We start from the raw sequence: 25,083 nt of genomic DNA on the forward strand, positions 1-25,083 counted from the left end.
CTTGGCCCAAGGTGCGAAGGTACATCTTGCTGGCCTGGGTCCTCTCCATAAGTGCTGCCTTCCTGGCGCTCGTTGCCTGGGTCTTCGGTAACCCCGTGGGCCTGGCCTTCGCTGTGGTGCCCGTGGCCTCGGCGGCCGTGGGCTATGGACTTGGCTGGGGACTTTTTGCCGCGTTGGTCGCCTTTGCTTTTGAGGCCGCCCTGTTTCGGGATCTCTCAGTCTGGACTGGCGGGGCACTCCTCGTCGCCAGCCTCGCCGGCGGGCTCAGCGGCTCGGTGTTGCGGCAGGCCTACCGGAGTCAAAAGAGACTGCGGGAGTACCTTTCGTTCCTCATCGAGGGGCTCTCGGAATTATCGGGCCAGCCGAGCCCGGATGCGTTGCTCGGTGCGCTCCCCGAGGTCCTGGCCCGGCACGCCGAGGGCTGGGTCCACGTCAGCGTGTGGCAACCTCGGCCCGACGGACAGGGCATGCGGCGCCTGGCCTACGCCGGCGCGGCCTCGGTCGAGTTTTTGGGGCCGAAGGGGGTCGTGTGGGAAGCCTACAGGCTCGGTCGCACGGTGTGCTACGACGACGTCCGGGGCGCTGAGGGTTACGTTCCGCCCGAGGGCGGCGGTTTTGGCGCCGAGATCGCGCTCCCGTTGAAGGTCAAAGGGCGGGTGGTCGCGGTGGTGACGATCGAACGAGCCGAGCCCTTTGGTCGCACCGAGCGCAGGGTGCTCGAGCATTTCGCCCGCACCGTAACCCAGATGCTCGAGGTCGTTTTCGAACGCAGGGAATCGGGGTTGGTGGCGGAGATCTCTTACCTACTTGCCTCCAGCGACGATCTCTACCAGGCAGCCCAGGAAGCGGTGACCCGTCTCCGGGGCGTTCTGGGCGGGGATGTGGCGGCGCTCTTTTTGCAGCGGCGGTCCCGCTTCCTCGCCCTGGCCGTGGACGGTGAGATGAGCGAGGCCCAGCGGGCACGGCTCCGGAGCGGGCTGCCGCTCGGCCAGGGCCTTTTGTGGCAGGCCTACCAAAACGGCAAGGCCATCTTCAGCGAACTCCCGGCCGAGGACGATCTGGGGTTTGGCCTTTGCGAGAAAAGGGAGGGCTGGCGCCTCGTTCTGCAGCCGGTTTGGCTCGGTAGGGCGCCCCGCCCTCGAGGCGTCCTCGCCCTCCGCTACCGGCCCGATCGGTTTTGGTTGCGGGAAGATCAGAAACTGCTCGAGGTGGTCGCCCAGATCCTGGGCATCATGCTCGCGCGTCACGAGGACGCGGCCCGGCTCAAGGCCCTGCTCGACCTCGAGCGCGAGCTGGTGGCCGAGGAGCCCGAAAATCTCTACCCCAAGCTGCTCCAGGCCGCGGTCGAGCTCGTGCCCGGGGCCGAGGCGGGCAGTCTCCTCGTGCGCGAAGGGTCGCGCTATCGTTTTGGCGCGGTGGTGGGCTACGATGCCGAGGCGCTCAAAGACGTTGCCTTTACCCTCGAGCAGGTCCGAGACGAGTGGTACGGCCGGAGCGAGAAGGAATGGAATGGGGGGGTGCCCCGCATCCTGACCTCGGAGGAAGTCGATCTCGCGGCGCTCAGCGCCCACTCCGCACCGCCCGAGATCATAAGGCCGGCCGGACGGGTGGGCGAGCTCAAGGCCAACCTCTGCGTTCCCATCCCCTATGGCGGCGAGCCGCTGGCGGTGCTGAACCTCGACTCGCTCACCGACCCCAAGGCCTTTGGCGACGATTCGCTCGAGGCGGTGCGGGTGTTCGTGGTCCAGGTGGCGACCCTTTTGCACGAGGCCCGCCAGCGGCGGCGGCTGGAGGAGGCCGCGCTCAATGATTTCCTCACCGGTCTGCCCAACCGCCGGGCCTTTGACCGTTTCCTGAGAGAAGAGGTCTCTCGCGCTCAGCGCTACGGTTACCCCCTCGGACTCATGGTCATCGACCTTACCCACTTCAAGGAGATCAACGACCTCTACGGACACGCGGTCGGTGACGAGGCTCTCATCCGGGTGGCGCGGACCCTGGAAAAGACGCGGCGCAACGGCGACCTCGCCTTTCGCTGGGGGGGCGATGAGTTCGCGATCCTGCTCCCCCACACCGATCGAAAGGGTGTGATCGCCGCCGCCAGGCGCTACGTGGCCAAGATCGCCGAAGTGTGCGTGGGTGAGATCTGCCTCGGGGCCAACGTCGGCGTCGCTGTTTTCCCCGAGGACGCCGAGGACCCCGAGACGCTCTTACGGATCGCCGACTCCCGGATGTATGAGGCCAAGGCTCGAGGGCTCGCCTTAATCGCCAAGTGAGCCCGCGCCGGGTTTCTTTGCGACTGTAACCTCGACCAGGCGGCCGTCTTTAAGGCGAAGCACCCGGTCGGCGCTCGAGGCGACCTCGAGGTCGTGGGTCACCAGCACCAGTCGGCGGCCGTTTTGGGCCTGGCGTTTGAGCAGCTCGAGGACTTTGCGCCCGGCGGCGGTGTCGAGGTTCCCGGTGGGCTCGTCGGCGAAGATGACCAGCGGCTCCAGCGCCAGCGCCCGGGCGATGGCCACCCGTTGCTGCTCGCCTCCCGAGAGCTGGTTGGGGAAGTGGTTGGCCCGAGCGGCGAGGCCGACCTGGTTCAACAGCTCGGCCGCGCGCTCCAAGCGTTGCTTTCTCGGCGTGCCTTTCAAAAGCAAGGGAAAAGCGACGTTTTCCAGCGCGGTGAGCGTGGGCAGGAGGTTCCAGCTTTGAAACACGAACCCGGCGTAGGTGAGGCGGGCTTCCGCCCGTTCATCTTCGGAGAGCGTGTGGAGGGGGAGATCGGCCAAGTACACCTCGCCCTCGCTGGGGAGGTCGAAACCCGCCAGCAGGTTGAGGAGCGTGGTTTTTCCCGAACCCGAGGGGCCCACGATGGCGGTGGTCCCGGGTGGGAACTCGTAGGAGAACTCGGCCAGGGCGTTGATCCAAACCTGCCCCTGGCGGTAGCGCTTGGTGAGATTTTCCGCCTTTAGGACTCTGGACGGCGTGGCCTTTTGGCTGGGCAATGTGGTGGCGTTCATCATCCTAGACCCTCCCCAGGGCTTCGACCACCGGGATGCGGCTTGCGACCCGGGCCGGGATCAGCCCCGCGACCATGCCCAGGGTGAGGGCGATGGCGAGGGAAAAGAGCACCAGCCGGGAGGTCACCGCCGAGAGCGCGAGCCCCACCGCCTCGGTGGTGTAGAGGTTGACGATCTGGGAGCCGACGATGCCGAGGATCACCCCCAGCGTCCCTCCGAGGGCCGCCAGGAAGAGGGCCTCGAGCAGGACCAGCCGGAAGATGAAGCGGCGACGGGCACCGATGGCGCGCATCACGCCGAACTCGCGAATCCGCTCGTAAACGCTCATCATCACCGTATTGGCCACCAAGAGGCCGCCGACCACGAGCGAGATGAGGCTGATGCCAAAGCGGATCACGTCGCCGATCTTAATGGCTCGCTCCGCGTATTTGACGGCCTCGGTGGTGGACTGAGCGTCCACGCCCGGGATGCGTCGCTCGATTTCCCGGGCCACTTCGTCGACCGTGCGCCCCGGGGCGACGTAGGCATGGATGACCGAGTAATTTTGCGTATTCAACACCTTTTGCAGCACGTCGATGGGCACGAAGATGAAGCTGTCGGCGAGCCCCCCGCCGGCGTCAAAGATCCCCACCACCGGGAGCTCAATGCCCCGCGAAAGACGGAGCGTTTTGCCAATTTTGAGCCCCCCGGCCTCGGCTTTTTGTTTGCCCACCACCGCGCCGTTCGGATACGGATCGAGACGGCCTGCGACCACCTGTGCGTCGGGCGCCATGTCTTTCGGGGTCGTTCCTTTGGTGAGCCCGTAGAAGAGGAACGTGGTGGCCGGGTCAAAGCCCGATCCCTTCATCAAGACCACGTTGGGGAACAGCCGGGTGAGGCCGAGCTCCGGGGCCAGGGCCTTGAGTTTTTGGTAGACCTCGGGGCTGAGTTCCGGGTTTGGGACCGAGAAAACGCCTGTGTCCTCGGCCACGACCCGGATTTGGGGGCCGAATTTTTCCATCTCGGCCGAGAGCGCTTTGCGAAGCCCTTCGCCGAAGGAGAGAAAGAGAACCATCGAGGCCGTGGCCACGATGATGCCCGCCAGCGTCAGCGCGCTCCGGACGGGGCGGGCCTTCAGGTTCCGAAACACGAGTGCCAGAGTTTCCACAAACCCCAGCTTAACCGCGGCCGAGGTGAGCTTGATGTTGAAAAGCCCGCACTCTCGTGCGGCGAGCCCCGTGACTTGCCGCTATAATTCGAGCGATGACCACCGCGGAGATTCGCCAGAAATTCCTCGACTTCTTCAAGGAAAAGGGGCACCTGGTCCTGCCCTCGTTCTCGTTGATACCCGAGGATGACCCCAGCTTGCTCTTTACCAGCGCCGGCATGGCCCCGCTCAAGCCTTATTTCATGGGGGCAAGGCCCGTCTTCCCGGGGCATGAGGGCGAGTGGCCACGGGTCACCACCTGTCAGGAGTGTCTCCGGGTCGGCGACATCGAAAACGTCGGCCGGACCGCCAGGCACAATACCTACTTCGAGATGCTCGGCAACTTCTCCTTCGGCGATTACTTCAAGCGCGAAGCGATCGAGTGGGCCTGGGAGTTCCTGACCGATGCCCGCTGGCTGGGGCTCGATGCCGAGCGCCTGTGGGTGACGGTGTTCGAGGACGACGACGAGGCCTACGCGATCTGGCGCGATGTGGTTGGCGTCCCCGAGGAAAGGATTCTCCGCTTTGGCGAGGCGGAGAACTTCTGGCCGGCCAGCGCCATTTCGGAGGGCCCCAACGGCCCCTGTGGCCCCTGCAGTGAGATCTTTTATGACCGGGGTCCGGGGTTTGGGTCGGCGGACGAGACCGGCCCCAACACCGGTTCCGGCGATCGCTTCGTCGAGATCTGGAACCTCGTCTTCACCCAGTACAACCGCTCGGGCCCGGTTCCGGGCAAGGGGGTGCTCGAGCCGCTGCCGCAAAAGAACATCGACACCGGGATGGGGCTGTATCGAGTGGCGGCGATCATGCAGGATGTCGAGGACTTTTACGCCACCGACACCTTCAAGCCCCTGATCGACCGGGTGGCGGAGTGGAGCGGCGTTCCCTACCGGGGCCAGGCTTCGGTGAGTCACCGGGTCATCGCCGATCACATCCGCGCCGTGGTCGCGGCGCTGGCCGATGGCGCGGTTTTCAGCAACACTGGCCGGGGCTACGTGATCCGGCGTCTTTTGCGCCGGGCCGTCCGCCACGGCTACTTGCTCGGCCTCCGCGAGCCCTTCATGCATCGCCTGGCGGCCACGGTGGCCGATCTCCTGGGCGATTTTTATCCCGAGATGCGGGAAGGGCTCTTGGCAATCGAAAAAGCCATTCGCCTCGAGGAAGAACGCTTTTTTGCCACCCTCGAGGCCGGCATCGAGCGGCTCGAGGCGCTGCTTCGATCCCTGCCCGAAGGGGCGGTGCTCTCGGGTGAAGAGGCGTTTAAGCTCTACGACACCTACGGCTTTCCCCTCGACCTGACGCTCGAGATCGCGGCGGAGCGGGGCGTCGAGGTCGACCGCGAGGGCTTTGCCCGGGCGATGCGGGCACAGCAGGAACGCGCGAGAAGCGCGGCTGCCTTTGCCGATGAGATCTTCGGTAAGAACGCCGAGGCGCTGGATGAGATCGCCGAGACCCACGGCACGACCGAATTCACCGGCTACGCGACGCTTGAGGATTCGGGGCGCGTCCTCTTGATCCTGCAGGGTGAGGAGGCCATCAAATCCCTGAGGGAAGGGGAAAAAGGCGTGGTCGTGCTCTCGAGGACCCCGTTTTACGCAGAAGGCGGCGGGCAGATCGGGGACTTCGGTGTTTTGGAATGGCCGGGGGGTGAGGCTAAGGTCGAGACCACGACCAAGAGCCCGCAGGGGCTTTACCTGCACCACGTGCTGGTCACCAAGGGACAGCTCGAGGTGGGCAGTGAGGTCCGGGCCAAGGTGGATCCCCGTCGCCGTTCCACCGAGCGCCACCACACGGCGACCCACCTCCTGCACGCCGCGCTCCGGGCCGTGCTCGGGCCACACGTGCGGCAGGCGGGAAGCCTGGTGGCCCCCGACCGGTTGCGCTTTGACTTCACCCATCCCGAACCCCTGAGCGACGAGGAACTGGCCAAGATCGAGCTGCTCGTCAACCGCTGGATCCAGGCCGACTTCGCGGTGCGCTGGGAGTTCATGCCGCTGGAGGCGGCGCGGAAGATGGGCGCCATGGCCCTTTTTGGCGAGAAATACGGGGATGTGGTTCGCGTGGTCAGGGTTGAGGGCGCAGCGCCCAGCGCCGGTCTCGTTGAGGGTGAGGTTCGCAGCATGGAGCTCTGCGGCGGGTGCCACGTGCGGCGGACGGGAGAGATCGGTTATTTCTTCATCCGATCCGAGGAGTCGGTTTCGGCCGGGGTTCGCCGCATCGAGGCCCTCGCCGGTGAGGTCGCGGTGCGGGAGGTGCGGTCGCGCTTTTCCGAGCTGGGTCGGCTTGCCCGCCGGTTGGGCGTGACGCCCGAACGCCTCGAGGACCGGGTGGCGCGCATGGAGGCCGAGCTCAAGGGCCAGGCCCGGGAGATCGAGCGCTTAAAGCTCGAACTGGCCAGGGCGCAGCTCGGCGCCGGGGCCTCGGTCCGGGAGGCAGGCCCCTGGCGTTACGCCGTGGCGACGTTTTCCGGCCTCGATCCCTCGGCGCTCCGCCGCGCCGCCGATGAACTCGCCGATCGGAGCGGGGCCGATGCGGTGCTGGTGGCGTCGGAGGGTTTCGTGGTGCTCAAGGTGAGCCGTGAGGCCCAGGCGCGGGGGCTCTCGGCCGGAGAGCTCTTAAAGGGGCTGGCCAAGCATAGCGGCGGCAAAGGGGGTGGCCGGGCGGCCATGGCCCAGGGCGGTGGCTTCGACCTTCAGCGCGCCCTGAAAGCCTTCCCCGAGCTGCTGGCGGGGGTACCGGCCGCTGGCGATTGAGGTGAGCGTGGGGGAGAAGGTCGCGGCGCTCGACGTGGGTGAGGTTCGGATCGGCCGGGCGGTCGGCGAGCTCGGCCGCCCCCTTGCCTTCGGCCGCGGTTACCTGGTCCGGCGCTCGCTCGGCGAGGACGTGGAGCGCCTCATGGCCTGGTTCGCCGAGGAGGGGGTGGAACGGGTGGTGGTGGGTTTGCCCCTGCGAACCGGCGGCGAGGCCGGCCCCGAGGTCGAGCGGGTGCGTGCGTTGGGGGAGGCCCTGCGGGCCCGGGGGATCCTGGTCGTCTACGAGGACGAGCGTTTTACCACCCGGCTGGCCCAGCTCAGGTTGCGGGGGCTCTCCAAACGCAAGCGGCGGGAGAAGGGACGCCTTGACGAGATGAGCGCGGTGCTGATCCTCGAGGCCTACCTGGAGCGAAATGCTTAGGGCGGCGGGGTTCGTTCGCGCTCGGGTGCTCGTCCTCGTGGCCCTGGCCGTCCTGGTGCTGGCGCTTGGCGTCTACGACCGCATCGGCCCCACGGGTCGATCGGCGATCGTGCGGATTCCCAGGGGCGCCGGGGCGAGTACGGTGGGCGAGCTGCTGGCCCAAGCCGGTGTGGTGCGGGACGGCAGGGCCTTCGCCTGGCTGGCGCGGGTGTCGGGACGTGCGTCAGCGCTCCCGAGCGGGGTGTTTCGCCTCAAGGGCGACGGTACGATCGCCGTTTTAGAGCAGCTCGTCTCGCCGGCGTTGAAGCCGGTGATGATCCGGGTCACCTTCGTCGAAGGGTGGCGGGCGGTCGACCAGGCGGCGGCGCTGCGGGAGAAGGGGTTTGACGGCGATGGGTTTTTGACCCTGGTGCGTTTCCCGCCGCCGGGCCTGAAGCCGGGCTACGACCGGGCTGCGGGACTTGAGGGCTACCTCTTCCCCGACACCTACGATTTTCCCGCCGACGCATCCCCCGAGCAACTGGTGCGGGCAATGCTTACGCGCTTCGAGCGGGAACTGACGGACGCCCGCCGGGAAAAGCTCGCGGCCATGGGGCTCGATGTCCACGCCTGGGTCACCCTGGCCTCGCTGGTGCAGGCCGAGGCAGGCAATGCCTCGGAGATGCCATGGATCGCGGGGGTCTTCCTCAACCGTCTGGCGCGGGGTATGCCCTTGCAATCCGATCCCACGGTGGCCTACGCCCTTGGCAAACGCCTGCCCGAACTCGACCGGAGCGCGGGAGACTTCGACGTCGACTCCCCCTACAACACCTACCGACACCCCGGCCTTCCCCCGGGCCCGATCAACAACCCGGGCGAGGCGGCGCTTTCCGCCGTGCTCTCGCCGAAACGCACCTCACCCCGGGGCCGCCCCTACCTCTATTTCTTCCACGCCAGGGGCAAGCTCTACCTCAACGAGACCTTTCAGGGCCACCTCCGCGATCTCAACCGCTACCGCTACGGTCGATGATGACCAGGGGGTTGCCCTCGGGGTCAGCCCAGGCGGCGAGCCGACCCCAGGCGGTGCGTCGGGTCCAGATGGGGGGGAAGCCGGCTTTTTGCAGGCGTTCGACTTCGTCGCGAACGTCGGGGGCGATCAGGAGCAGGACACCCCGCCGTTCATCGCTGGCCAGGAAGGTGAGCGCGACCCCCACCCCTCCGTCGGGGCCGAGCTCGAGCCAGTCCGAGGCCTCGTCGTAAAAGCGCTGGGCGAGGCCAAGGTGGGCCTCGTACCAGGCTCCGCTTTCGACCAGGTCGACCACGCCGTAGAGGACGGCGTGGAGACGGGCCCGGCCCCGGATGTCGGTCGGGGTTGGCTGGCTGGCGGACCGGTGTAGGTTGCCCTCGAGGTCGTAGAAAACCCTTACCTCGCCGGGCCACACAAGGACCGCACCCGGAACCTCCCTGGCGGTCTCGAGCCAGACTTCGGCTCCGCCGGCGTCGGCCATCCGGATTCGCTCTGGCCTGGCCTCGATCAGGGCAAACCCGACGGTTTCGTAAAACGGCACCAGGTTTTGGGGTGTGGCCGATGCGATTCTGGCCCCGAGCGGTCGCACGTGGATCATTATCGCCGCGAGACGCCGCCTTGGCCAGGGGTTGATAGACTGGGGGTGCTAGCGTGAGGAGGTGTTATGGAGCGGACGGACGCCGCGGTCTTTGCTTTCCACGGAGAGATCCCCCCGGAGCTCAAGGGCTTCGCCGAAGGAATCAAGGCGGTTTTTTTGCAAAATGGCTACGCCTTTGACCCCCAGCATGAATCCCCCCGCCTGGTCATCAACTTCATCGACCCTGAACACCCAAAGCCCTATCGCAGGCGGGCCAAGGCCACCTTCGTTGTAAGCGTGATGGCCTTGATGCGAATGCCCGAGGATCCGATCAAGACCCTCTACCCCTACCTGGTGCGGGCGCTTTCCAACATGATGGTGGCTTACACCCCGGGCGAGGGGGCGCATTTCCTGACGCTCGAGCTCGGTCACTACGTCGAGCCCGAGGGTCCGAGTTTCTTCGACCGTGTGTACGCGCGCATCAACCCGATCGCCTGCAGCGTCCTGGTGATCGATAATATTTTCGAGCCCGACCTCGAGCCGGAGCTTTGGGAGGGGGACGCGCTCACGGCGGAGCTGGCCCGCGCGGGGCGGAAACTCGCCGAATGGGATCTGCTTCCCGCACCCTTCCCCATCGAGGAGATCCTGCCGCCCGAGGATTTGCGGCACGTCAAGCGGCTTTACGGGATCGGTGGCCTTTCCTACGGGAACCTTTCGGTCCGCAAGGATTCGCACCGCTTTTGGATGAGCGCATCTGGGGTCGATAAGTCGAATCTCCGCGAGATCGGTCGCGACATCCTCATGGTGAAGGACTACGATCCCGAGAAGAACGCTATGATCCTGCAGGTCCCGCCCAACATCACTCCCCGCCGGGTGAGCGTGGATGCGATCGAGCACTGGATGATCTACCGGGAACACCCCGACGTCGGTGCCATCATTCACGTTCACGCCTGGATGGCGGGGGTGCCCTCGACCCCCTTCAACTACCCGTGTGGGACCTACCAGCTCGCGGAAGCGGTGGCGGAAAAGATCAGGGAGGCTCCGGATCCCTCGAGGGCGGTGGTCGGGCTCAAAAATCACGGGCTCACCATCACCGGCCGTTCGATCGAGGATATCCTCTCCAGAATCGATGGCAAGCTCGTGCGTCAGGTCCCCATGAGCTGATCGGGGAGGTGGTGCCCACGCGGGCGTTGCAGTACCATCCAAGCATTCCCCGTTTTCTGGGGGCCAGGTTTTTGGGGAAGCGTTTCCCGGTGGAGGCCCTGCCCCTGAGACTCGTGGACCTGCCCGACCCCGAGCCGCCGCCGGGGTGGGTCCGGGCCCGGGTGCGGCTTTCTGGCGTGTGCGGCTCCGATCTAGGATTGCTCTTTGGCAAGAATTCGCCCCGGCTCTCGCCTTTTTTCTCCTTTCCGGCGGTGTTGGGGCACGAGATCCTTGCCGAGGTGGGAGGGACGAGGGTGGCGGTGAATCCCCTCCTCGCCTGCCACGAGCGGGGGCTTCCCGCCTGCCCTGCCTGCGAACGAGGGGAAGACGGTCTTTGCCAGAACGTCGCCGAAGGCGAGATCGCAGCCGGAATGCTCGGCTACAACCGTGACTTCCCCGGGGGGTGGGGTGAGTGGATCGTGGCCCGGTCGGAGCGGCTCTACGAGGTGCATCCCGCTGTCCCCGACGTGCGCGCGGTCCTGGCCGAGCCTTTGGCGGTCGCGCTCAGGGGTGTGCGGCGGGCGTTTTTGCGTGAGGGGCGGTACCAGTGGCCCACCAATCTCCTCGTTATCGGTGCGGGAACGATCGGGCTTTTGGCGCTCCGGGTGCTGCGCGAGCTCGGGTTCACCGGCAAGGCGGTGGCGGTGGCACGCCGGGCGTCGCAGGCCGATCTGGCGAGGGCGTTGGGGGCGGACGAGGTGTTCTCGAGCAGCGAAGCGGCCCTTGAGCGTGCACCGGCCCGGAGCTACCGCCCCCTTTTGGGCCGGAGCGTTTACCGGGGCGGCTTTGAGGCGGTGGTGGAAGCCGCGGGAACCGCCAGAAGTTTGGACGAGGCGGCCTGGGCCGCCGTTGAGGGCGGCCTCGTTCTGTTGCTCGGGGCTGCGGGTGAGGTCAGGCACGACTTCTCCCCCCACTGGTTTTCCGAGCTCACCTGGGTCGGGAGCTATACCTACTCGAACGCCGACTTCGCCGACGCGGTGACCATGCTCCCCGCCCTGGTCGGGGTTGAGCGGATGGTTGGCCGGGCTTACGTGCTCGAGGCCTGGCCCGAGGCCTTGCGTTCGGCGGTCAAAAAACGGGCGGTAAAGGTGGTCTTCACCGCTTTGAGGTCGCGCGTTCAGGTGGCCGTTCCGGCCCCTCAGCCGGCGTAAGAAGATCGCCCCGCCGCAGCCAGCGCCGCGGCGGGGTGCCTTTTCAAACCCTAGAGAAATCCGCGCTCGCTCAGGCCGTGGCCCCGGCGGTCGCTGGCTGCTCCCGCTTGGTCCTCCAGATCTGCCAGAGCAGCACCGCCACGACGGTGATGGCGCCGATGGCGTCGTTTTTCAGGTTCGCGGTGAGCAGGAGGTAGCCGGCGACCATCATGGCGATGCGGGCGGCCCAGCCGATGATGCCGCGCATGTAGGTCAGGAAGTAGCCCTGGTTCCCGATAACGAACGCGGCCATGCCCAAAAAGCCGGTGAGGACGACCCAGAGCCCTTCCCAGGGGCTCTTGAGGTTTAAGAGCAGCAGCTGGGGGTAGAAGATAAAGACGTAGGGCAGCAGCGCGGTGCGCATGTCGTAGGCGAAGCCCTGGATGCCGGTTCGCACCGGGTCCGAACGGGCGATCGCCGCGGCGGCATACGCGGCGAGACCCACCGGTGGCGTGTCGTCGGCCAGGATGCCGAAGTAGAACACGAAGAGGTGAATCGCAACCAGGGGGACATCCAGGCCGTGCTGCTGGGTCATGTATTCCAGTACGGGGGCGACCAGCGAGGCCATCACGATGTAGTTGGCGGTGGTGGGGAGCCCCAGACCCAGGAGGAGCGAGGCCAGCATGGCGATGAAGAGCGCGGGGACGAGCTGGCCGCCCGAGAGCGATTCGACGATCTGGGTGAGACCGTAGCCCACGTTGGTGATGGCCACCATGCCCACGATGATTCCCGCCGCCGCGGTGGCCACGGCGATGGTGCTCATGTTGCGCCCCGCAGCCTCGAGGCCCTCGAGGAGGTCCCGGCCAAACCCGCTCAGACTCGATTTCAGCCCCGGTCCCCAGCGCTTGCCGAAAAGACCGACGGCAACGATCCCGATGAAGAGGACCAGGATCGAGGTGTACATCACGTCAAGATTCTTGAACTCGAGGAACACCCCCTTGGTGAGCTCGAGGGTGACGTGCTCGAGCCCCGGTACCCCCGCCAGGTAGAAGAAGGCGGTCAGGAAGAAGGTGGCGGTCGAGGCGAGGAGCAAGGCGATGCGCCCCGGCAGCGCGTACTGGTAAAACATCAGCGCGATGAGCAGGAACATGGCATTGAGGGCCGAGCGGGAAGGCGTGTGTTGGAGAACCACCAGCTCGTAGAGCAGCCAGACGATGGGCATCAGGTAGTGCAGCCCACCCAGGAGGGTCGCCCGGAAGGGCGGGAGCTCGTGCCTCGGGAGCCCTTTGAGGCCGAGTTTGATGGCCTCGAGGTGGACCACCAAAAACAGCCCGAAATAGGTGAGGATCGCCGGCACGAAGGCGTAGATGATGAGCTTAGAATAGGGAATTTGCAAAAAGTCGGCCATGATAAAGGCAGCAGCACCCATCACCGGCGGCATGAGCTGCCCGTTCACCGAGGAGGCGACCTCGGTGGCGCCGGCCTTTTCGGGGGGATAGCCGACCCGCTTCATAAGGGGGATGGTGAAGGTCCCGGTGGTGACCACGTTGGCGATGGAAGAACCCGAGATGATGCCGGTGAGCATGCTTGCGATCACCGCCGCCTTCGCCGGCCCGCCCCGGTAGGCGCCGAGCCCCGCGTAGGCCAGGTCGACGAGGAACTTCCCCGCCCCCGCCTTATCGAGCAGGGTGCCAAAGAGGACGAAGAGGTAGACGAACGTCGCCGAGACCCCGAGCGGGACGCCCCAAAAACCCTGGTCGGTGAGGTAGAGCTGCTGGATGATGTTATCCCAGGTCGCGCCGTTATGGAGGTACAAAACGTCCGGCAGCTCGATCTTGAACACCCCTGCCGGGCCGGTCATGGCGTAGAAGATCATCACCCAGGCGATGATCATCAGCGCCGGGCCCACGACCCGCAGCCCGGCCACGGTGAGAATGAAGAGGGTGAGCGTTCCGAGCACGATATCCCGGGTGGTGGGGACGCCCCCCTGATAGACGACGATCTGCTGGAGGAAGATGGGAATGGCCAGCGTGCCCGCGAGTCCGGCGATCAGGATCAGCCAGTCATAGGCTGGAATTTTCTCGGACGGGCCTTTGATGTTGACGCGCCGGGTGAGGAGGAGACCGGCGGCAACGGTGACGGCAAGGATGGCCACCAGATTGAGGCTCACCGTGTATTCACCGGCCTGGAACGCGCCGAGAGAGACGCGGTTGCCGATCAGGAAATAGGCGGCATAGCCCAGCCCGATAAGGAAGAGCCAGACGTCGCGTCGGGCATTCTTGGAAGGATAGGCGAGGAAGCTGATGGCGAAGGCGAACGCCAGGTGGATGGCCCGCAGGGTCATGGCGTCGATCTTGCCGAGCCAGGAGGCGTAGAGCTGGAAGATCGACCAGGCGACGGCGACCACGAAGATCATCGTCTTTTGCCAGGCGATGGGATTTCGCCCCCCGTACTCGACTTCCATCATCAACTGCTCGGCGTCGATGTTCGGTGCCTTGTCGTTTGGATCACGGGGATGTTCTTCGGACACGGCCTCCTCCTTTCCCAAGAAGTTTAAAGGAAAGCCTGGCCACGAAGACCAGGCTTTCCCGAGAAGTCTGCCACGCTGGGGCGTTACTTGACCGGCTTGGCGAGGTCGGGGATTTCGATGCCAAGCTCGTTGTAGAGCTTCGCGGCCCCGGGGTGGAGCGGGATCGTCAGGCCGTCGAGCGCCTTCTTGACGCTGAAGAAGGTGCCGAGGGCCGGGTGGATGGCCTTGAACTCGTCGACCTTATCCACGAAGAGAAGCTTGGCGATCTTGTACACCACCTCGTCGGGGATGTCCTTCGAGATGATGAAGGTCGCCTTCACGCCCACCGTGGGGACCGAGAGGTCCTGACCTTTGTAGGTGCCGGCGGGGATGATGACCTGGGTGTAGTAGGGGTACTTGTTGATGAGCTTTTGGATGATGTCGAGGGGGAGGGGGACGAAGTAGGCCTTGGCGATCTCGGTCGCCTGCTGCATGGCGGCCGAGCCAGCACCCACCACGTAGAACATGGCGTCGATCTTGCCGTCCTGAAGGAGTTCTACAGCCTGGCCGGCCTTGCCGCGGACCGCCTGGGCCAGGTCGCCGAAGGTCAACCCCGCGGCCTCGAAGACGCGCTTGGTGGTCTGTTCCACGCCGGAGCCGATGTCACCGACGTAGACCTTCTTGCCCTTGAGGTCGGCCAAGGTTTTGATGCCCGAGCCGGGGCGGGCCAGGATGTGCAGGAACTCGGGGTAGAGGGTCCCAATGCCGCGGATGGCCTTCACCGGACGGCCCTCGAAGGTCTGGGTCAGCCCGTTGTAAGCGAAGTAAGTCACGTCGTTTTGCGCCAGCGCGGCTTGGAGCTGACCGTTCGCGATGGCCTTAACGTTGAAGGCCGAGCCGCCGGTCGACCGGGCGTTGGCGCGGATGCCGTCCTTGGCCAGGTAGGTATTGATCATCTTGGCGATGCCGCTCGAGACCGGGTAGTAGACGCCGGTCATCGAACCGGAACCGATGGTGATGAACACCTTGGCGGCAAGGCCACCGCTGCTCAGGGCCAGCGCCAAAAGTGCAACCAGAAACAGGCTTTTCCTCTTCATAATTCCCACCTCCTGAAAGCGTTTTTCCGCTGTTTACGATAACGTTCGCCCCTTCGTTTGTCAAGAGAATGTGAGATTTTGTGCATAAACTCTCATACGGATTGTGATACCCACCATCTTCCCAGCTGGTATGGGCCGAAAACGCGGGTGTTTGGCCAGTGCCGCCCGGGCCCGTATCTTGCACATAGGCTCTGGCAAAGACTATACTTAGAAAGCTTGGGTTGGCCCAGGGTGTCCCTGGTCCTGGGCTAGGGCCGCCTCCGCGAAGGCCCCTTTACGGGACGAAAGGAGGCGGTTAAAATCGGGGCTTGGGCTTTCGAGTCCCGAAGGGTCTTTGAAAGACGGGGGCGACACAAGGAAGGGAGTGGTGCTTTGCCGACGATTAACCAGCTTGTACGAAACGGCCGTAAGGTCAAGCCCAAGAAGGGGAAGGTTCCGGCCCTGAAGGGGAGCCCGTTTCGTCGGGGTGTGTGCACCGTCGTTCGTACGGTGACCCCCAAGAAGCCGAACTCGGCGCTCCGAAAGGTGGCCAAGGTGCGTTTGACCTCTGGGTATGAGGTTACCGCCTATATCCCCGGCGAGGGGCACAACCTGCAGGAGCACTCGGTGGTTTTGGTGCGTGGCGGTCGTGTGAAGGACCTCCCAGGCGTGCGCTACCACATCGTTCGTGGCGTTTACGACGCCGCTGGGGTTGAGGGCCGCAAGAAGAGCCGCTCGAAATACGGCACCAAGCGACCCAAGGAGTAAGCCATGGCACGCAGAAGAAGAGCTGAAATCCGGAAGCTGCCACCCGACTTGGTCTACGGGGACGTGGTGGTCACCGCCTTCATCAACAGGCTGATGCGCGACGGCAAGAAGAACCTCGCCGCGAGAATCTTCTACGATGCTTGCCGCATCATCCAGGAGCGTACCGGTCAGGAACCCCTCAAGGTGTTTAAGGCGGCGGTGGAGAACGTCAAGCCCCGTATGGAGACCCGCTCGAGGCGCGTGGGCGGCTCCAACTACCAGGTCCCGGTCGAGGTGAGCCCGCGCCGCCAGCAGTCGCTGGCTTTGCGCTGGCTGGTGATCGCCGCCAATAACCGCCCCGAGCGTACCGCCGCCGAGCGCGTTGCCGCCGAGTTGATCGACGCGGCCGAGGGCAAGGGCGGTGCGGTGAAAAAGCGCGAGGAAGTCGAGCGCATGGCCGAGGCCAACCGAGCCTACGCCCATTACCGGTGGTGAGTATGGCGAGCAAGACGTTCGACTACACCAAGTTCGATCTCAAGAAGACCCGAAATATCGGGATTGCCGCTCACATCGACGCCGGCAAGACGACCACCACCGAGCGTATCCTCTTTTACACCGGGCGGATTCACAAGATCGGTGAAGTCCACGAGGGCGCGGCCACCATGGACTTCATGGAGCAGGAGCGCGAGCGGGGCATCACCATCACCGCCGCGGTGACCACCGCCTTCTGGAAGGAACACCGCATCAACATCATCGACACCCCGGGTCACGTGGACTTCACCATCGAGGTCGAGCGTTCGATGCGGGTTCTCGACGGCGCGGTGGCGGTCTTCGACGCTTCGCAGGGGGTCGAGCCCCAATCGGAAACGGTGTGGCGCCAGGCCGATAAATACCGTGTGCCCCGCATCGCCTTCGCCAACAAGATGGACAAGACCGGGGCCGATATCTGGCTGGTGGTCAACTCGATGCGCGATCGCCTCGGTGCGCGGCCGGTGTTGATGCAGCTGCCGATGGGGCAGGAAGATTCCTTCGCCGGCATCATCGATTTGGTCCGGATGCGTGCCATCACCTACGGCAACGACCTGGGGACCGATATTCGGGAGGGCGATATCCCCGAGGAATTCCGCGAGCAAGCTGAGGAATGGCACGAGAAGCTGATCGAGACCGCCGCCGACTTCGACGAGAACATCATGATGAAGTACCTCGAGGGCGAGGAGGTCAGCGAGGACGAGATCAAGCAGGCGATTCGTCGCGGCACCCTTTCCCTGGACATCACCCCCGTCTTCCTGGGTTCAGCGCTGAAAAACAAAGGCGTTCAGCTCCTCCTCGACGCGGTGGTCGACTACCTCCCCTCGCCGCTCGATGTTCCCCCCATTAAAGGGCACACCCCCGAAGGCGGCGAGGTCGAGCGCCATCCCGATCCCGAGGGGCCGCTCGCGGCGCTGGCCTTCAAGATCATGGCCGACCCCTACGTGGGCCGTTTGACCTTTGTGCGCATCTACTCGGGCACCATGCGGGCCGGCTCCTACGTCTACAACGCCACCAAGGGCAAGAAGGAGCGCATCGGGCGTCTCTTGCGCATGCACGCCAACCACCGCGAGGAGGTTGAAGAGCTCCAGGCCGGTGACCTCGGCGCGGTGGTGGGGCTTAAGGACACCATTACCGGGGACACCCTGGTGGGCGAGAAGGATGATCCGGTCATCCTCGAGTCCATCGATATCCCCGAGCCCGTGATCGACGTAGCGATCGAGCCCAAATCCAAGGCCGACCAGGAAAAGCTCGCCATGGCGCTGCAGCGCCTTTCCGAGGAAGACCCCACCTTCCGCGTCCATACCGACCCCGATTCGGGCCAGACCATCATCTCGGGGATGGGCGAGCTGCATCTCGAGATCATCGTCGACCGCTTGAAGCGCGAGTTCAAGGTCGAAGCCAACGTTGGCAAGCCTCAGGTGGCCTACCGCGAGACCATTACCGTCCCCGTCGACGCCGAGGGCAAGTTCATCCGTCAGACCGGCGGGCGTGGCCAGTACGGTCACGTCAAGATCAAGGCCGAGCCGCTCCCCAGGGGCAGTGGCTTTGAGTTCGTCAACGCCATCGTCGGTGGTGTGGTGCCCAAAGACTACATCCCCGCGGTGCAAAAAGGCATCGAAGAGGCCATGCAGTCGGGGCCGCTCATCGGTTTCCCGGTGGTCGACCTGAAGGTGACCCTCTACGACGGGAGTTACCACGAGGTTGACTCTTCGGAGATGGCCTTCAAGATCGCCGGTTCGATGGCGATCAAGGAGGCGGTCAAGAAGGGTGCCCCGGCGATCCTCGAGCCGATCATGAAGGTCGAGGTGGTGACCCCCGAGGAGTACCTCGGCGACGTCATCGGGGATCTGAACTCGCGGCGCGGGCACATCCTCGGCATGGAACCCCGGGGCAACGCTCAGATCGTGAGGGCCTACGTGCCGCTTTCCGAGATGTTCGGTTACGCCACCGACCTGCGCTCGAAGACCCAGGGTAGGGCTTCGTTCGTCATGTTCTTCGATCACTACGCAGAGGTTCCCAAACAAATTCAAGAAAAGCTCATGAAAGGGTGAGGTGAGGGCCATGGCCAAGGAGGAATTTCAGCGCACGAAGCCGCACGTGAACGTAGGGACGATTGGGCACGTTGACCACGGGAAGACGACGCTTACGGCTGCGATCACGTTTGCGGCGGCGGCGGAGAACCCGAACGTTGAGATTGCGGACTACGACCAGATTGACAAGGCGCCGGAGGAGAAGGCTCGCGGGATTACGATCAACACGGCGCACGTGGAGTACGAGACGGCAAAAAGGCACTACAGCCACGTGGACTGTCCGGGGCACGCGGACTATGTGAAGAACATGATCACGGGTGCGGCGCAGATGGACGGGGCGATTCTTGTAGTTTCGGCGGCTGACGGTCCGATGCCGCAGACCCGTGAGCACATTCTTTTGGCGCGTCAGGTTGGGGTTCCGTACATTGTGGTGTTCATGAACAAGATTGACATGGTGGACGACGAGGAGCTTTTGGAGCTCGTCGAGATGGAAGTGCGGGACCTTTTGAACCAGTACGAGTTTCCTGGGGACGATGTGCCGGTGATTCGGGGTTCGGCGCTGAAGGCGTTGGAGGCGTTGCACGAGAACCCGAACACCAAGCGTGGCGAGAACGAGTGGGTTGACAAGATTTGGGAGCTTTTGGACGCTTTGGACGAGTACATTCCCGAGCCTGAGCGGGACATTGACAAGCCATTTTTGATGCCGGTGGAGGACGTGTTTACGATCACTGGTCGCGGGACGGTTGCCACGGGTCGTGTGGAGCGCGGGAAGCTGACGGTTGGCGAGGAGGTTGAGATCGTTGGTTTGCGGCCCACGCAGAAGACGGTGGTGACCGGGCTTGAGATGCACCGGAAGGTTTTGAAGGAAGCGATTGCGGGTGACAACATTGGGGCGCTGCTTCGGGGCATTGCCCGGGACGAGGTTGAGCGGGGCCAGGTTTTGGCGAAGCCTGGGAGCATTACGCCGCACACCAAGTTTGAGGCGCAGGTGTACATCTTGAAGAAGGAGGAGGGGGGTCGCCACACGGGGTTTTTCACGGGGTATCGTCCGCAGTTTTACTTTCGGACGACGGACGTGACGGGTGTGGTGACCTTGCCCGAGGGTGTTGAGATGGTGATGCCTGGTGACAACGTGAGCTTCACGGTGGAGCTGATCAAGCCGATTGCGCTTGAGGAGGGGTTGCGCTTTGCCATTCGCGAGGGCGGCCGCACCGTTGGGGCTGGCGTCGTCACCAAGATCTTGGAGTGAGGTGAGGCATGCCTAGGATTCGCATCAAGCTCAGGGGCTTCGACCACAAAAGCCTGGATGCCTCGGCGCGTAAGATCGTTGAAACCGCGCGTCGAACCGGCGCCCGGGTTTCCGGTCCCGTGCCCCTGCCGACGAGGGTCCGCCGTTTCGCCGTGCTCCGTGGCCCGTTTAAGCACAAGGACTCGCGCGAGCACTTTGAAATTCGGACCCACAACCGCCTGGTGGACATCATCGACCCCAACAAGAAGACCATCGAGAGCCTGATGGCGCTCGATCTTCCCACCGGCGTCGAAATCGAGATCAAAACCGTGGGAGGTGGCAAGTGAAGGGGATTCTCGGCACCAAGGTCGGGATGACCCAGATCTGGCGCGGCGATCGCGCGGTCCCGGTGACCGTGATCCACGCGGGGCCATGCCCGGTGGTGCAACGCCGGACGCCTGAAAAGGACGGTTACCTGGCCGTACAGCTCGGGTACCTGCCGGTCAAGGAGAAAAAGGTCAACCGACCCATGCGCGGCCACTTCAAGCGCGCGGGGGTGGAGCCGGTCCGTTACCTCAGGGAGATCCGCGATTTTAACCCCGAAGAAGACGTGGTCACGGTGGCCATTTTCCAGCCCGGTGAACGTGTGGATGTCACCGGTACCTCCAAAGGTCGCGGCTTTGCCGGCGTGATGAAGCGCTGGAACTTCGCCGGCGGACCGGACTCGCACGGCGCCCACAAGATTCACCGGCACCCGGGTTCGATCGGGAACCGTAAGACCCCCGGACGCGTTTACAAGGGGAAGAAGATGGCCGGTCACTACGGCGCCGAACGCGTGACCATCCAGAACCTCGAGGTCGTCGACGTGATTCCCGATGAGAACCTGATCCTGGTCAAGGGCGCGATCCCGGGGCCCAACGGCGGGTTGGTGATCGTGCGCGAGACCACGAAGCGGGGGGTGAAGTGATGCCCGCGGTCGAAGTGATCACCAAAGAGGGCCGCCAGACGCGTGAGGTTGGCCTTCCTGAAGAGGTCAACGTCCACATCCTGTGGGAGGTGGTGCGCTGGCAGTTGGCCAAGCGTCGGGCGGGGACCGCGAGCACCAAGACCCGGGGCGAGGTGAGCTTTTCCGGCAAGAAAATCTGGCCACAAAAGGGCCTCGGCCGGGCTCGCCACGGCGACCGCGGCGCTCCGATCTTCGTCCGCGGCGGTGTCGCCTTCGGGCCCAAGCCCCGCAATTACAGCTACACCCTGCCGAAGAAGGTGCGCCGCAAAGGGCTGGCGATGGCCCTTGGCGACCGGGCCCGCAACGGCAAGCTCACCGTTGTTGAGTCTTTCGACGGGGTTCAGGGCAAGACCAAGTCGTTCTTGGCCTGGGCCAAGGCCAACGGGTTCGATGGCAGCGAGCGGGTGCTGCTCGTGACCGAAAACGAGCTCGTTCGCCGCGCAGCCCGCAACTTGCCCTGGGTGAGCGTCCTCGAACCGGAAGGCATCAACGTCTACGACATTCTCCGTCACGAGCGCCTGGTGATGGACGAACCTGCCTTCCAGTTAGCCCTTTCGCGGGCGGGTGTCGGAGGTGAGGCGTGAAGACTCCGTACGACGTCATCCTCGAGCCGGTGCTTTCGGAAAAGGCCTATCAGGGCTATCAGGCGGGCAAGTACACCTTCTGGGTCCACAAAGACGCCACCAAGACCGAGGTTAAAAACGCCGTCGAGGCAGCGTTTAAGGTCGATGTGGTCAAGGTCAACCTCATGAATGTCCGGGGTAAGAAAAAGCGCCTGGGGCGTTATGAGGGCAAGCGGCCCGACCGCAAGAAGGCCGTGGTGACCGTGGCCCCCGGCCAGAAGATCGAGGCCCTGGAAGGGCTGATTTAGGAGTGAGGCATGGCGATTAAGAAGTTCAAACCCTACACGCCATCCCGCCGGTTCATGACGGTGGCCGACTTCTCGGAGATCACCAAGAAACGGCCCGAGAAGTCGCTGACCGAGCCGCTCAAAAAGACCGGTGGGCGCAACAACCAGGGGCGCATCACGGTTCGCTTCCGCGGCGGCGGCCACAAGCGCCTGTACCGCATCATCGACTTCAAGCGACGCGATAAGGCCGGGATCCCCGCCAAAGTGGCCGCGATCGAGTACGACCCCAACCGTTCGGCCCGGATTGCTTTGCTGCACTACGTCGATGGGGAAAAGCGCTACATCATCGCCCCCGACGGCCTCAAGCCCGGGATGCGCGTCGTGAGCGGGCCGGAGGCACCGATCGAGGTCGGCAATGCTCTCCCGCTTCGCTTCATCCCCGTTGGCACCACGGTGCACGCGGTCGAGCTGGTCCCGGGCAAGGGGGCTCAGCTTGCCCGAAGCGCCGGGACCGGGGCCCAGATCCAGGGCCGCGAGGGCGACTACGTCATCCTCCGCCTGCCCTCGGGTGAGCTTCGCAAGATCCACGCCGAGTGCTACGCCACCGTCGGCGTGGTCGGGAACGCGGATCACAAGAACATCACCCTGGGCAAGGCTGGGCGCAGCCGCTGGCTTGGGCGCAAGCCCCACGTCCGTGGCTCGGCGATGAACCCGGTGGACCACCCCCACGGTGGTGGTGAAGGGCGCGCGCCCAGGGGCCGCCCGCCCGCTTCGCCCTGGGGCTGGCAGACCAAAGGCCGCAAGACGCGGAAAAAGCGCAAGCCCTCGGACCGCTTCATCATTTCGCGGAGAAAGAAGTAGGGGTGAAACATGCCGCGTAGCTTGAAAAAGGGCGTTTTTGTAGATGACCACCTTCTGGAGAAGGTCGAGGCTTTAAACGCGCGTGGGGAACGGCGGGTGATTAAGACCTGGAGCCGCCGCTCCACCATCGTTCCCGAGATGGTGGGCCACACCATCGCCGTGTACAACGGTCGCCAGCACGTTCCCGTCTACATTACGGAGAACATGGTCGGCCACAAGCTCGGCGAGTTCGCGCCCACCCGCACCTACCGGGGCCATGGCAAGGACGCCAAGGCCACCAAGAAGAAGTAAGGAGGGGTCATGGAGGCCAAAGCCACAGCACGCTATGTTCGCATGTCCCCCCGCAAGGTGCGCTTGGTGGTCGACCTGATCCGTGGCAAGAAAGCGGAGGAAGCCGACCGTATCCTGCGTTACCTCAACAAACGGGCGGCGCACCCCGTGCGCAAGGTCCTGAAGAGCGCCATTGCCAATGCCGTGAACAACCACGACCTGCTCGAAGACGCCCTCTACGTCAAGGAGGCTTACGTCAACGAGGGGCCGGCGTTCAAGCGGGTGCTGCCTCGCGCGCGCGGGCGGGCGGACATCATCAAGAAGCGGACCAGCCACATCACCATCGTTTTGGAGGAACGGCATGGGGAATAAGATTCATCCGGTGGGCTTCCGTCTCGGGATCACCCGCGACTGGGAGTCCCGCTGGTACGCCAACAAGAAAGATTACAAGCACCTCCTCGAGGAGGACCGGCGAATTCGCGAGCTCATCGAGCGTGAGGTCTACCACGCCGGGGTGGCCCGGATCGACATCGAGCGCGCTGCCGACAACGTGAGCGTGACCGTCCATGTGGCCAAGCCCGGGGTGGTCATCGGTCGCGGCGGCGAGACTATCAAACGACTCCGGGCGGAGCTTGAAAAACTCTTCCCCGGTAAAAACATCGCCCTCAACGTCCAGGAGGTGCCCAATCCCAACCTGTCGGCCCCGCTCGTGGCCCAGCGGGTGGCGGAGCAGATCGAGCGCCGCTTCGCCGTGCGGCGGGCGATCAAGCAGGCGGTGCAGCGGGTGATGGAAGCCGGCGCCAAGGGGGCGAAGGTGGTGGTCTCCGGTCGCATCGGCGGCGCCGAGCAGGCGCGGACCGAGTGGGCGGCGGATGGTCGGGTGCCGCTGCATACCCTCCGCGCCAACATCGACTACGGCACCGCCCTGGCCCGGACCACCTACGGCGTACTGGGGGTAAAGGCGTACGTCTTCCTCGGCGAAAAGATCGGAGAACGTCCGGTGATGAAGGCGGCCAAGGCTCGCCCTGAACGTCCGCGGCGCCGCCGGCCGACCGTTCGCCGACGCGTAAAGAAGGAGGAGTCCGGCGATGCTGATGCCTAAGCGGGTGAAGTATCGCAAACAGCACCGCGGCCGGATGAGAGGCGCGACCAAAGGCGGCGACTACGTGGCCTTTGGCGAGTTCGGCCTCGTGGCCATGGAACCGGCGTGGGTCACCGCTCAGCAGATCGAGGCGGCCCGTGTGGCGATGGTGCGCCACTTCCGGCGGGGTGGCAAGATCTTCATCCGGATCTTCCCCGACAAGCCCTACACCAAAAAGCCCCTCGAGGTCCGTATGGGTAAAGGGAAGGGCAACGTCGAGGGCTGGGTCGCAGTGGTGAGGCCGGGACGGGTGATGTTCGAGGTGGCGGGGGTCTCCGAGGAGGCTGCCCGGGAGGCGTTCCGTTTGGCTTCCCACAAGCTTCCCATCAAGACGAAGGTGGTGGTGCGCGATGCCTACGATGAAGCCCAATGAGATCCGCAACATGACCCCTGAGGAGATCCGCAAGAAGGTGGTCGAGAAAAAGCGCGAGCTCATGGACCTGCGCTTTCAGGCCTCCATCGGACAGCTTTCCCAGAACCATCGCATCCGGGAGACCAAGCGAGAGATCGCCCGTCTTTTAACCATCCTTCGCGAGAAGGAGCTCGAGGTCAGGGAGTAGACGATGCCGAAGAAAGTTCTCACAGGCGTGGTCGTGAGCGACAAGATGGACAAGACCGTATCCGTCCTTGTCGAGCGACAGTTTCCGCATCCGCTCTACGGCAAGGTGGTGCGGCGCTCAAAGAAGTACCTCGCCCACGACGAGGAGAACGCCTACAAGGTAGGGGATGTGGTGGAGATCATCGAGAGCCGTCCCATCTCCCGTCGCAAGCGCTGGCGTGTGGTACGTCGTCTCGAAGAGGGGCGACACGACCTGGTGGAGCGTTATTTCCTACGCAAGAAGCGGGGTGAGTGATGGTTCAGCAGGAGTCTGTGCTCGAAGTCGCCGACAACACCGGCGCCCGAAAGATCTTGGTGATCCGCGTGCTGGGCGGTTCCGGGCGGAAATATGCCAGCGTCGGTGACGTGGTGGTGGCCACCGTCAAGGAGGCGATTCCCCGGGGCCAGGTCAAGGAAGGCGACGTGGTGCGGGCGGTGGTCGTGCGGACCAAGAAGGAAGTGAAACGGCCGGACGGCTCGGCCATCCGCTTCGACGACAACGCCGCGGTCATCATCAACAATCAGGGTGAGCCCCGGGGTACGCGCGTGTTCGGGCCCGTCGCCCGTGAACTCAGGGAGAAGAAGTTCATGAAGATCGTCTCCCTGGCGCCGGAGGTGCTCTGATGCGTGTCCGTCACGTGAAAAAAGGCGATACGGTGGTGGTGGTTTCCGGGAAGTACCGGGGGAAGACCGGCCGGGTAATCGCGGTGTTTCCCAAGCGCTTCCGGGTCCTGGTTGAGGGCGTCAACGTGGTGAAGAAGGCGGTGCGCCCCAGCGAGGAGAATCCACAGGGCGGGTTCCGTGAACAGGAAGCCCCCATCCACGCTGCGAAGGTGCGCGTGCTCTGTCCTCAGTGCGGGCGGCCGGTGCGGGTGAAGCGCAAGGTGCTCGACGATGGCACCAAGGTGCGCATCTGCAACCACTGCGGCGCGGCGCTGGATTCGTGAGGTGAAGG

At 64.5% G+C, this 25,083-nt stretch carries 28 protein-coding genes; 23 read left to right on the plus strand and 5 right to left on the minus strand.

Annotated elements, in window-relative coordinates; all coding sequences use genetic code 11:
• The first annotated feature begins 11 nt into the window (after positions 1-11).
• Positions 12-2,273, plus strand: a complete 2,262-nt coding sequence (locus tag ACZ5BT_RS09220) for a diguanylate cyclase domain-containing protein (protein WP_464884297.1) — start codon at positions 12-14, stop codon at positions 2,271-2,273.
• On the opposite strand, the gene ACZ5BT_RS09225 is transcribed toward ACZ5BT_RS09220, so the two are convergent.
• Positions 2,259-3,008 carry an ABC transporter ATP-binding protein gene (locus ACZ5BT_RS09225; RefSeq protein WP_464884298.1) on the minus strand — a complete coding sequence of 250 codons (750 nt, stop codon included), beginning with the start codon at positions 3,006-3,008 and terminating at the stop codon, positions 2,259-2,261. The genes ACZ5BT_RS09220 and ACZ5BT_RS09225 overlap by 15 nt on opposite strands.
• A gap of 1 nt (position 3,009) precedes the next feature.
• Positions 3,010-4,152, minus strand: coding sequence for an ABC transporter permease (locus tag ACZ5BT_RS09230; RefSeq protein ID WP_464884299.1), 1,143 nt, complete (start codon positions 4,150-4,152; stop codon positions 3,010-3,012).
• Between the two features lie 95 nt (positions 4,153-4,247).
• Here ACZ5BT_RS09230 and alaS point away from each other — a divergent pair, with 95 nt between their 5' ends.
• Genes alaS through mltG form a run of 3 tightly spaced genes read left to right on the plus strand, consistent with a single transcriptional unit; the run spans position 4,248 to position 8,374 of the window.
• Entirely contained in the window at positions 4,248-6,944 is a 2,697-nt protein-coding gene (alaS, locus tag ACZ5BT_RS09235) for an alanine--tRNA ligase (RefSeq protein WP_464884300.1), read from the plus strand.
• Between the two features lie 7 nt (positions 6,945-6,951).
• Entirely contained in the window at positions 6,952-7,365 is a 414-nt protein-coding gene (ruvX, locus tag ACZ5BT_RS09240) for a Holliday junction resolvase RuvX (RefSeq protein ID WP_464884301.1), read from the plus strand.
• Positions 7,358-8,374 (plus strand): endolytic transglycosylase MltG, encoded by a 1,017-nt coding sequence (gene mltG, locus ACZ5BT_RS09245; RefSeq protein WP_464884302.1) that lies wholly within the window; start codon positions 7,358-7,360, stop codon positions 8,372-8,374. Before ruvX ends, mltG begins: the two co-directional genes overlap by 8 nt.
• Here the strand turns inward: mltG and ACZ5BT_RS09250 are convergent.
• Positions 8,349-8,960, minus strand: coding sequence for a VOC family protein (locus ACZ5BT_RS09250; RefSeq protein ID WP_464884303.1), 612 nt, complete (start codon positions 8,958-8,960; stop codon positions 8,349-8,351). The genes mltG and ACZ5BT_RS09250 overlap by 26 nt on opposite strands.
• 75 nt (positions 8,961-9,035) lie before the next feature.
• Between ACZ5BT_RS09250 and ACZ5BT_RS09255 the strand changes: the two genes are divergently transcribed.
• Entirely contained in the window at positions 9,036-10,112 is a 1,077-nt protein-coding gene (locus tag ACZ5BT_RS09255; protein WP_464884304.1) for a class II aldolase/adducin family protein, read from the plus strand.
• Positions 10,113-10,123: 11 nt separating this feature from the next.
• Positions 10,124-11,302, plus strand: a complete 1,179-nt coding sequence (locus ACZ5BT_RS09260) for a zinc-dependent alcohol dehydrogenase (RefSeq protein ID WP_464884305.1) — start codon at positions 10,124-10,126, stop codon at positions 11,300-11,302.
• A gap of 70 nt (positions 11,303-11,372) precedes the next feature.
• Here the strand turns inward: ACZ5BT_RS09260 and ACZ5BT_RS09265 are convergent, their stop codons facing one another.
• Positions 11,373-13,811 (minus strand): TRAP transporter permease, encoded by a 2,439-nt coding sequence (locus tag ACZ5BT_RS09265; RefSeq protein ID WP_464884306.1) that lies wholly within the window; start codon positions 13,809-13,811, stop codon positions 11,373-11,375.
• An 83-nt stretch (positions 13,812-13,894) separates the two neighbouring features.
• Complete coding sequence (locus tag ACZ5BT_RS09270) at positions 13,895-14,887, minus strand: TAXI family TRAP transporter solute-binding subunit (RefSeq protein WP_464884307.1); 993 nt, start codon at positions 14,885-14,887, stop codon at positions 13,895-13,897.
• Positions 14,888-15,259: 372 nt separating this feature from the next.
• On the opposite strand from ACZ5BT_RS09270, the gene rpsL reads away from it, so the two are divergent.
• From rpsL to rplX, 17 genes are read left to right on the plus strand one after another with little or no spacing between them, the layout of a single operon-like run.
• Complete coding sequence (gene rpsL, locus ACZ5BT_RS09275; RefSeq protein ID WP_464884308.1) at positions 15,260-15,634, plus strand: 30S ribosomal protein S12; 375 nt, start codon at positions 15,260-15,262, stop codon at positions 15,632-15,634.
• A 3-nt stretch (positions 15,635-15,637) separates the two neighbouring features.
• Complete coding sequence (gene rpsG / locus ACZ5BT_RS09280; protein WP_464884309.1) at positions 15,638-16,108, plus strand: 30S ribosomal protein S7; 471 nt, start codon at positions 15,638-15,640, stop codon at positions 16,106-16,108.
• Positions 16,109-16,110: 2 nt separating this feature from the next.
• Positions 16,111-18,195, plus strand: coding sequence for an elongation factor G (gene fusA / locus ACZ5BT_RS09285; protein ID WP_464884310.1), 2,085 nt, complete (start codon positions 16,111-16,113; stop codon positions 18,193-18,195).
• A 10-nt stretch (positions 18,196-18,205) separates the two neighbouring features.
• On the plus strand, positions 18,206-19,423 hold the full coding sequence (tuf, locus tag ACZ5BT_RS09290; RefSeq protein ID WP_464884311.1) for an elongation factor Tu: 1,218 nt from the start codon (positions 18,206-18,208) through the stop codon (positions 19,421-19,423).
• 8 nt (positions 19,424-19,431) lie between these two features.
• Entirely contained in the window at positions 19,432-19,749 is a 318-nt protein-coding gene (rpsJ, locus tag ACZ5BT_RS09295) for a 30S ribosomal protein S10 (protein ID WP_464884312.1), read from the plus strand.
• Complete coding sequence (gene rplC, locus ACZ5BT_RS09300; RefSeq protein WP_464884313.1) at positions 19,746-20,369, plus strand: 50S ribosomal protein L3; 624 nt, start codon at positions 19,746-19,748, stop codon at positions 20,367-20,369. Before rpsJ ends, rplC begins: the two co-directional genes overlap by 4 nt.
• The gene (rplD, locus tag ACZ5BT_RS09305; RefSeq protein ID WP_464884314.1) at positions 20,369-20,992 is read left to right on the plus strand and encodes a 50S ribosomal protein L4; all 624 of its coding nucleotides are present in this window, start codon (positions 20,369-20,371) and stop codon (positions 20,990-20,992) included. The genes rplC and rplD overlap by 1 nt, the downstream gene beginning before the upstream one ends.
• On the plus strand, positions 20,989-21,279 hold the full coding sequence (locus ACZ5BT_RS09310) for a 50S ribosomal protein L23 (RefSeq protein ID WP_464884315.1): 291 nt from the start codon (positions 20,989-20,991) through the stop codon (positions 21,277-21,279). The genes rplD and ACZ5BT_RS09310 overlap by 4 nt, the downstream gene beginning before the upstream one ends.
• Before the next feature lie 9 nt (positions 21,280-21,288).
• On the plus strand, positions 21,289-22,119 hold the full coding sequence (rplB, locus tag ACZ5BT_RS09315; RefSeq protein WP_464884316.1) for a 50S ribosomal protein L2: 831 nt from the start codon (positions 21,289-21,291) through the stop codon (positions 22,117-22,119).
• A gap of 9 nt (positions 22,120-22,128) precedes the next feature.
• Positions 22,129-22,410 carry a 30S ribosomal protein S19 gene (gene rpsS, locus ACZ5BT_RS09320; RefSeq protein ID WP_464884317.1) on the plus strand — a complete coding sequence of 94 codons (282 nt, stop codon included), beginning with the start codon at positions 22,129-22,131 and terminating at the stop codon, positions 22,408-22,410.
• A 9-nt stretch (positions 22,411-22,419) separates the two neighbouring features.
• Positions 22,420-22,761 (plus strand): 50S ribosomal protein L22, encoded by a 342-nt coding sequence (gene rplV / locus ACZ5BT_RS09325; RefSeq protein WP_464884318.1) that lies wholly within the window; start codon positions 22,420-22,422, stop codon positions 22,759-22,761.
• A complete protein-coding gene (gene rpsC / locus ACZ5BT_RS09330; protein ID WP_464884319.1) occupies positions 22,751-23,491 on the plus strand; it encodes a 30S ribosomal protein S3 in 741 nt (246 codons plus the stop codon). The genes rplV and rpsC overlap by 11 nt, the downstream gene beginning before the upstream one ends.
• Positions 23,478-23,903 (plus strand): 50S ribosomal protein L16, encoded by a 426-nt coding sequence (gene rplP, locus ACZ5BT_RS09335; RefSeq protein ID WP_464884320.1) that lies wholly within the window; start codon positions 23,478-23,480, stop codon positions 23,901-23,903. Before rpsC ends, rplP begins: the two co-directional genes overlap by 14 nt.
• Positions 23,890-24,090, plus strand: coding sequence for a 50S ribosomal protein L29 (rpmC, locus tag ACZ5BT_RS09340; protein WP_464884321.1), 201 nt, complete (start codon positions 23,890-23,892; stop codon positions 24,088-24,090). The genes rplP and rpmC overlap by 14 nt, the downstream gene beginning before the upstream one ends.
• 3 nt (positions 24,091-24,093) lie before the next feature.
• Positions 24,094-24,384: a 30S ribosomal protein S17 gene (gene rpsQ / locus ACZ5BT_RS09345; protein WP_464884322.1), complete on the plus strand. Its 291-nt coding sequence runs from the start codon at positions 24,094-24,096 to the stop codon at positions 24,382-24,384.
• Entirely contained in the window at positions 24,384-24,752 is a 369-nt protein-coding gene (rplN, locus tag ACZ5BT_RS09350; protein WP_464885812.1) for a 50S ribosomal protein L14, read from the plus strand. The genes rpsQ and rplN overlap by 1 nt, the downstream gene beginning before the upstream one ends.
• Positions 24,752-25,075, plus strand: coding sequence for a 50S ribosomal protein L24 (gene rplX, locus ACZ5BT_RS09355; RefSeq protein WP_464884323.1), 324 nt, complete (start codon positions 24,752-24,754; stop codon positions 25,073-25,075). The genes rplN and rplX overlap by 1 nt, the downstream gene beginning before the upstream one ends.
• The last annotated feature ends 8 nt before the right edge of the window (positions 25,076-25,083 follow it).

This window comes from Vulcanithermus mediatlanticus, from assembly GCF_055385885.1.

What these genes read in the sequence shown, in the direction of transcription:
- rpsC (WP_464884319.1), top strand. Translation starts at nt 22,751, where the DNA reads ATGGGGAATAAGATTCATCCGGTGGGCTTCCGTCTCGGGATCACCCGC.
- rpmC (WP_464884321.1), top strand. Translation starts at nt 23,890, where the DNA reads ATGAAGCCCAATGAGATCCGCAACATGACCCCTGAGGAGATCCGCAAG.
- alaS (WP_464884300.1), top strand. Translation starts at nt 4,248, where the DNA reads ATGACCACCGCGGAGATTCGCCAGAAATTCCTCGACTTCTTCAAGGAA.
- tuf (WP_464884311.1), top strand. Translation starts at nt 18,206, where the DNA reads ATGGCCAAGGAGGAATTTCAGCGCACGAAGCCGCACGTGAACGTAGGG.
- ACZ5BT_RS09255 (WP_464884304.1), top strand. Translation starts at nt 9,036, where the DNA reads ATGGAGCGGACGGACGCCGCGGTCTTTGCTTTCCACGGAGAGATCCCC.
- ACZ5BT_RS09270 (WP_464884307.1), bottom strand. Translation starts at nt 14,887, where the DNA reads ATGAAGAGGAAAAGCCTGTTTCTGGTTGCACTTTTGGCGCTGGCCCTG.
- rplP (WP_464884320.1), top strand. Translation starts at nt 23,478, where the DNA reads ATGCTGATGCCTAAGCGGGTGAAGTATCGCAAACAGCACCGCGGCCGG.
- rplX (WP_464884323.1), top strand. Translation starts at nt 24,752, where the DNA reads ATGCGTGTCCGTCACGTGAAAAAAGGCGATACGGTGGTGGTGGTTTCC.
- rpsJ (WP_464884312.1), top strand. Translation starts at nt 19,432, where the DNA reads ATGCCTAGGATTCGCATCAAGCTCAGGGGCTTCGACCACAAAAGCCTG.
- rplV (WP_464884318.1), top strand. Translation starts at nt 22,420, where the DNA reads ATGGAGGCCAAAGCCACAGCACGCTATGTTCGCATGTCCCCCCGCAAG.
- rplN (WP_464885812.1), top strand. Translation starts at nt 24,384, where the DNA reads ATGGTTCAGCAGGAGTCTGTGCTCGAAGTCGCCGACAACACCGGCGCC.
- mltG (WP_464884302.1), top strand. Translation starts at nt 7,358, where the DNA reads ATGCTTAGGGCGGCGGGGTTCGTTCGCGCTCGGGTGCTCGTCCTCGTG.
- rpsQ (WP_464884322.1), top strand. Translation starts at nt 24,094, where the DNA reads ATGCCGAAGAAAGTTCTCACAGGCGTGGTCGTGAGCGACAAGATGGAC.
- rplB (WP_464884316.1), top strand. Translation starts at nt 21,289, where the DNA reads ATGGCGATTAAGAAGTTCAAACCCTACACGCCATCCCGCCGGTTCATG.
- ACZ5BT_RS09225 (WP_464884298.1), bottom strand. Translation starts at nt 3,008, where the DNA reads ATGATGAACGCCACCACATTGCCCAGCCAAAAGGCCACGCCGTCCAGA.
- rpsG (WP_464884309.1), top strand. Translation starts at nt 15,638, where the DNA reads ATGGCACGCAGAAGAAGAGCTGAAATCCGGAAGCTGCCACCCGACTTG.
- fusA (WP_464884310.1), top strand. Translation starts at nt 16,111, where the DNA reads ATGGCGAGCAAGACGTTCGACTACACCAAGTTCGATCTCAAGAAGACC.
- rplD (WP_464884314.1), top strand. Translation starts at nt 20,369, where the DNA reads ATGCCCGCGGTCGAAGTGATCACCAAAGAGGGCCGCCAGACGCGTGAG.
- rpsS (WP_464884317.1), top strand. Translation starts at nt 22,129, where the DNA reads ATGCCGCGTAGCTTGAAAAAGGGCGTTTTTGTAGATGACCACCTTCTG.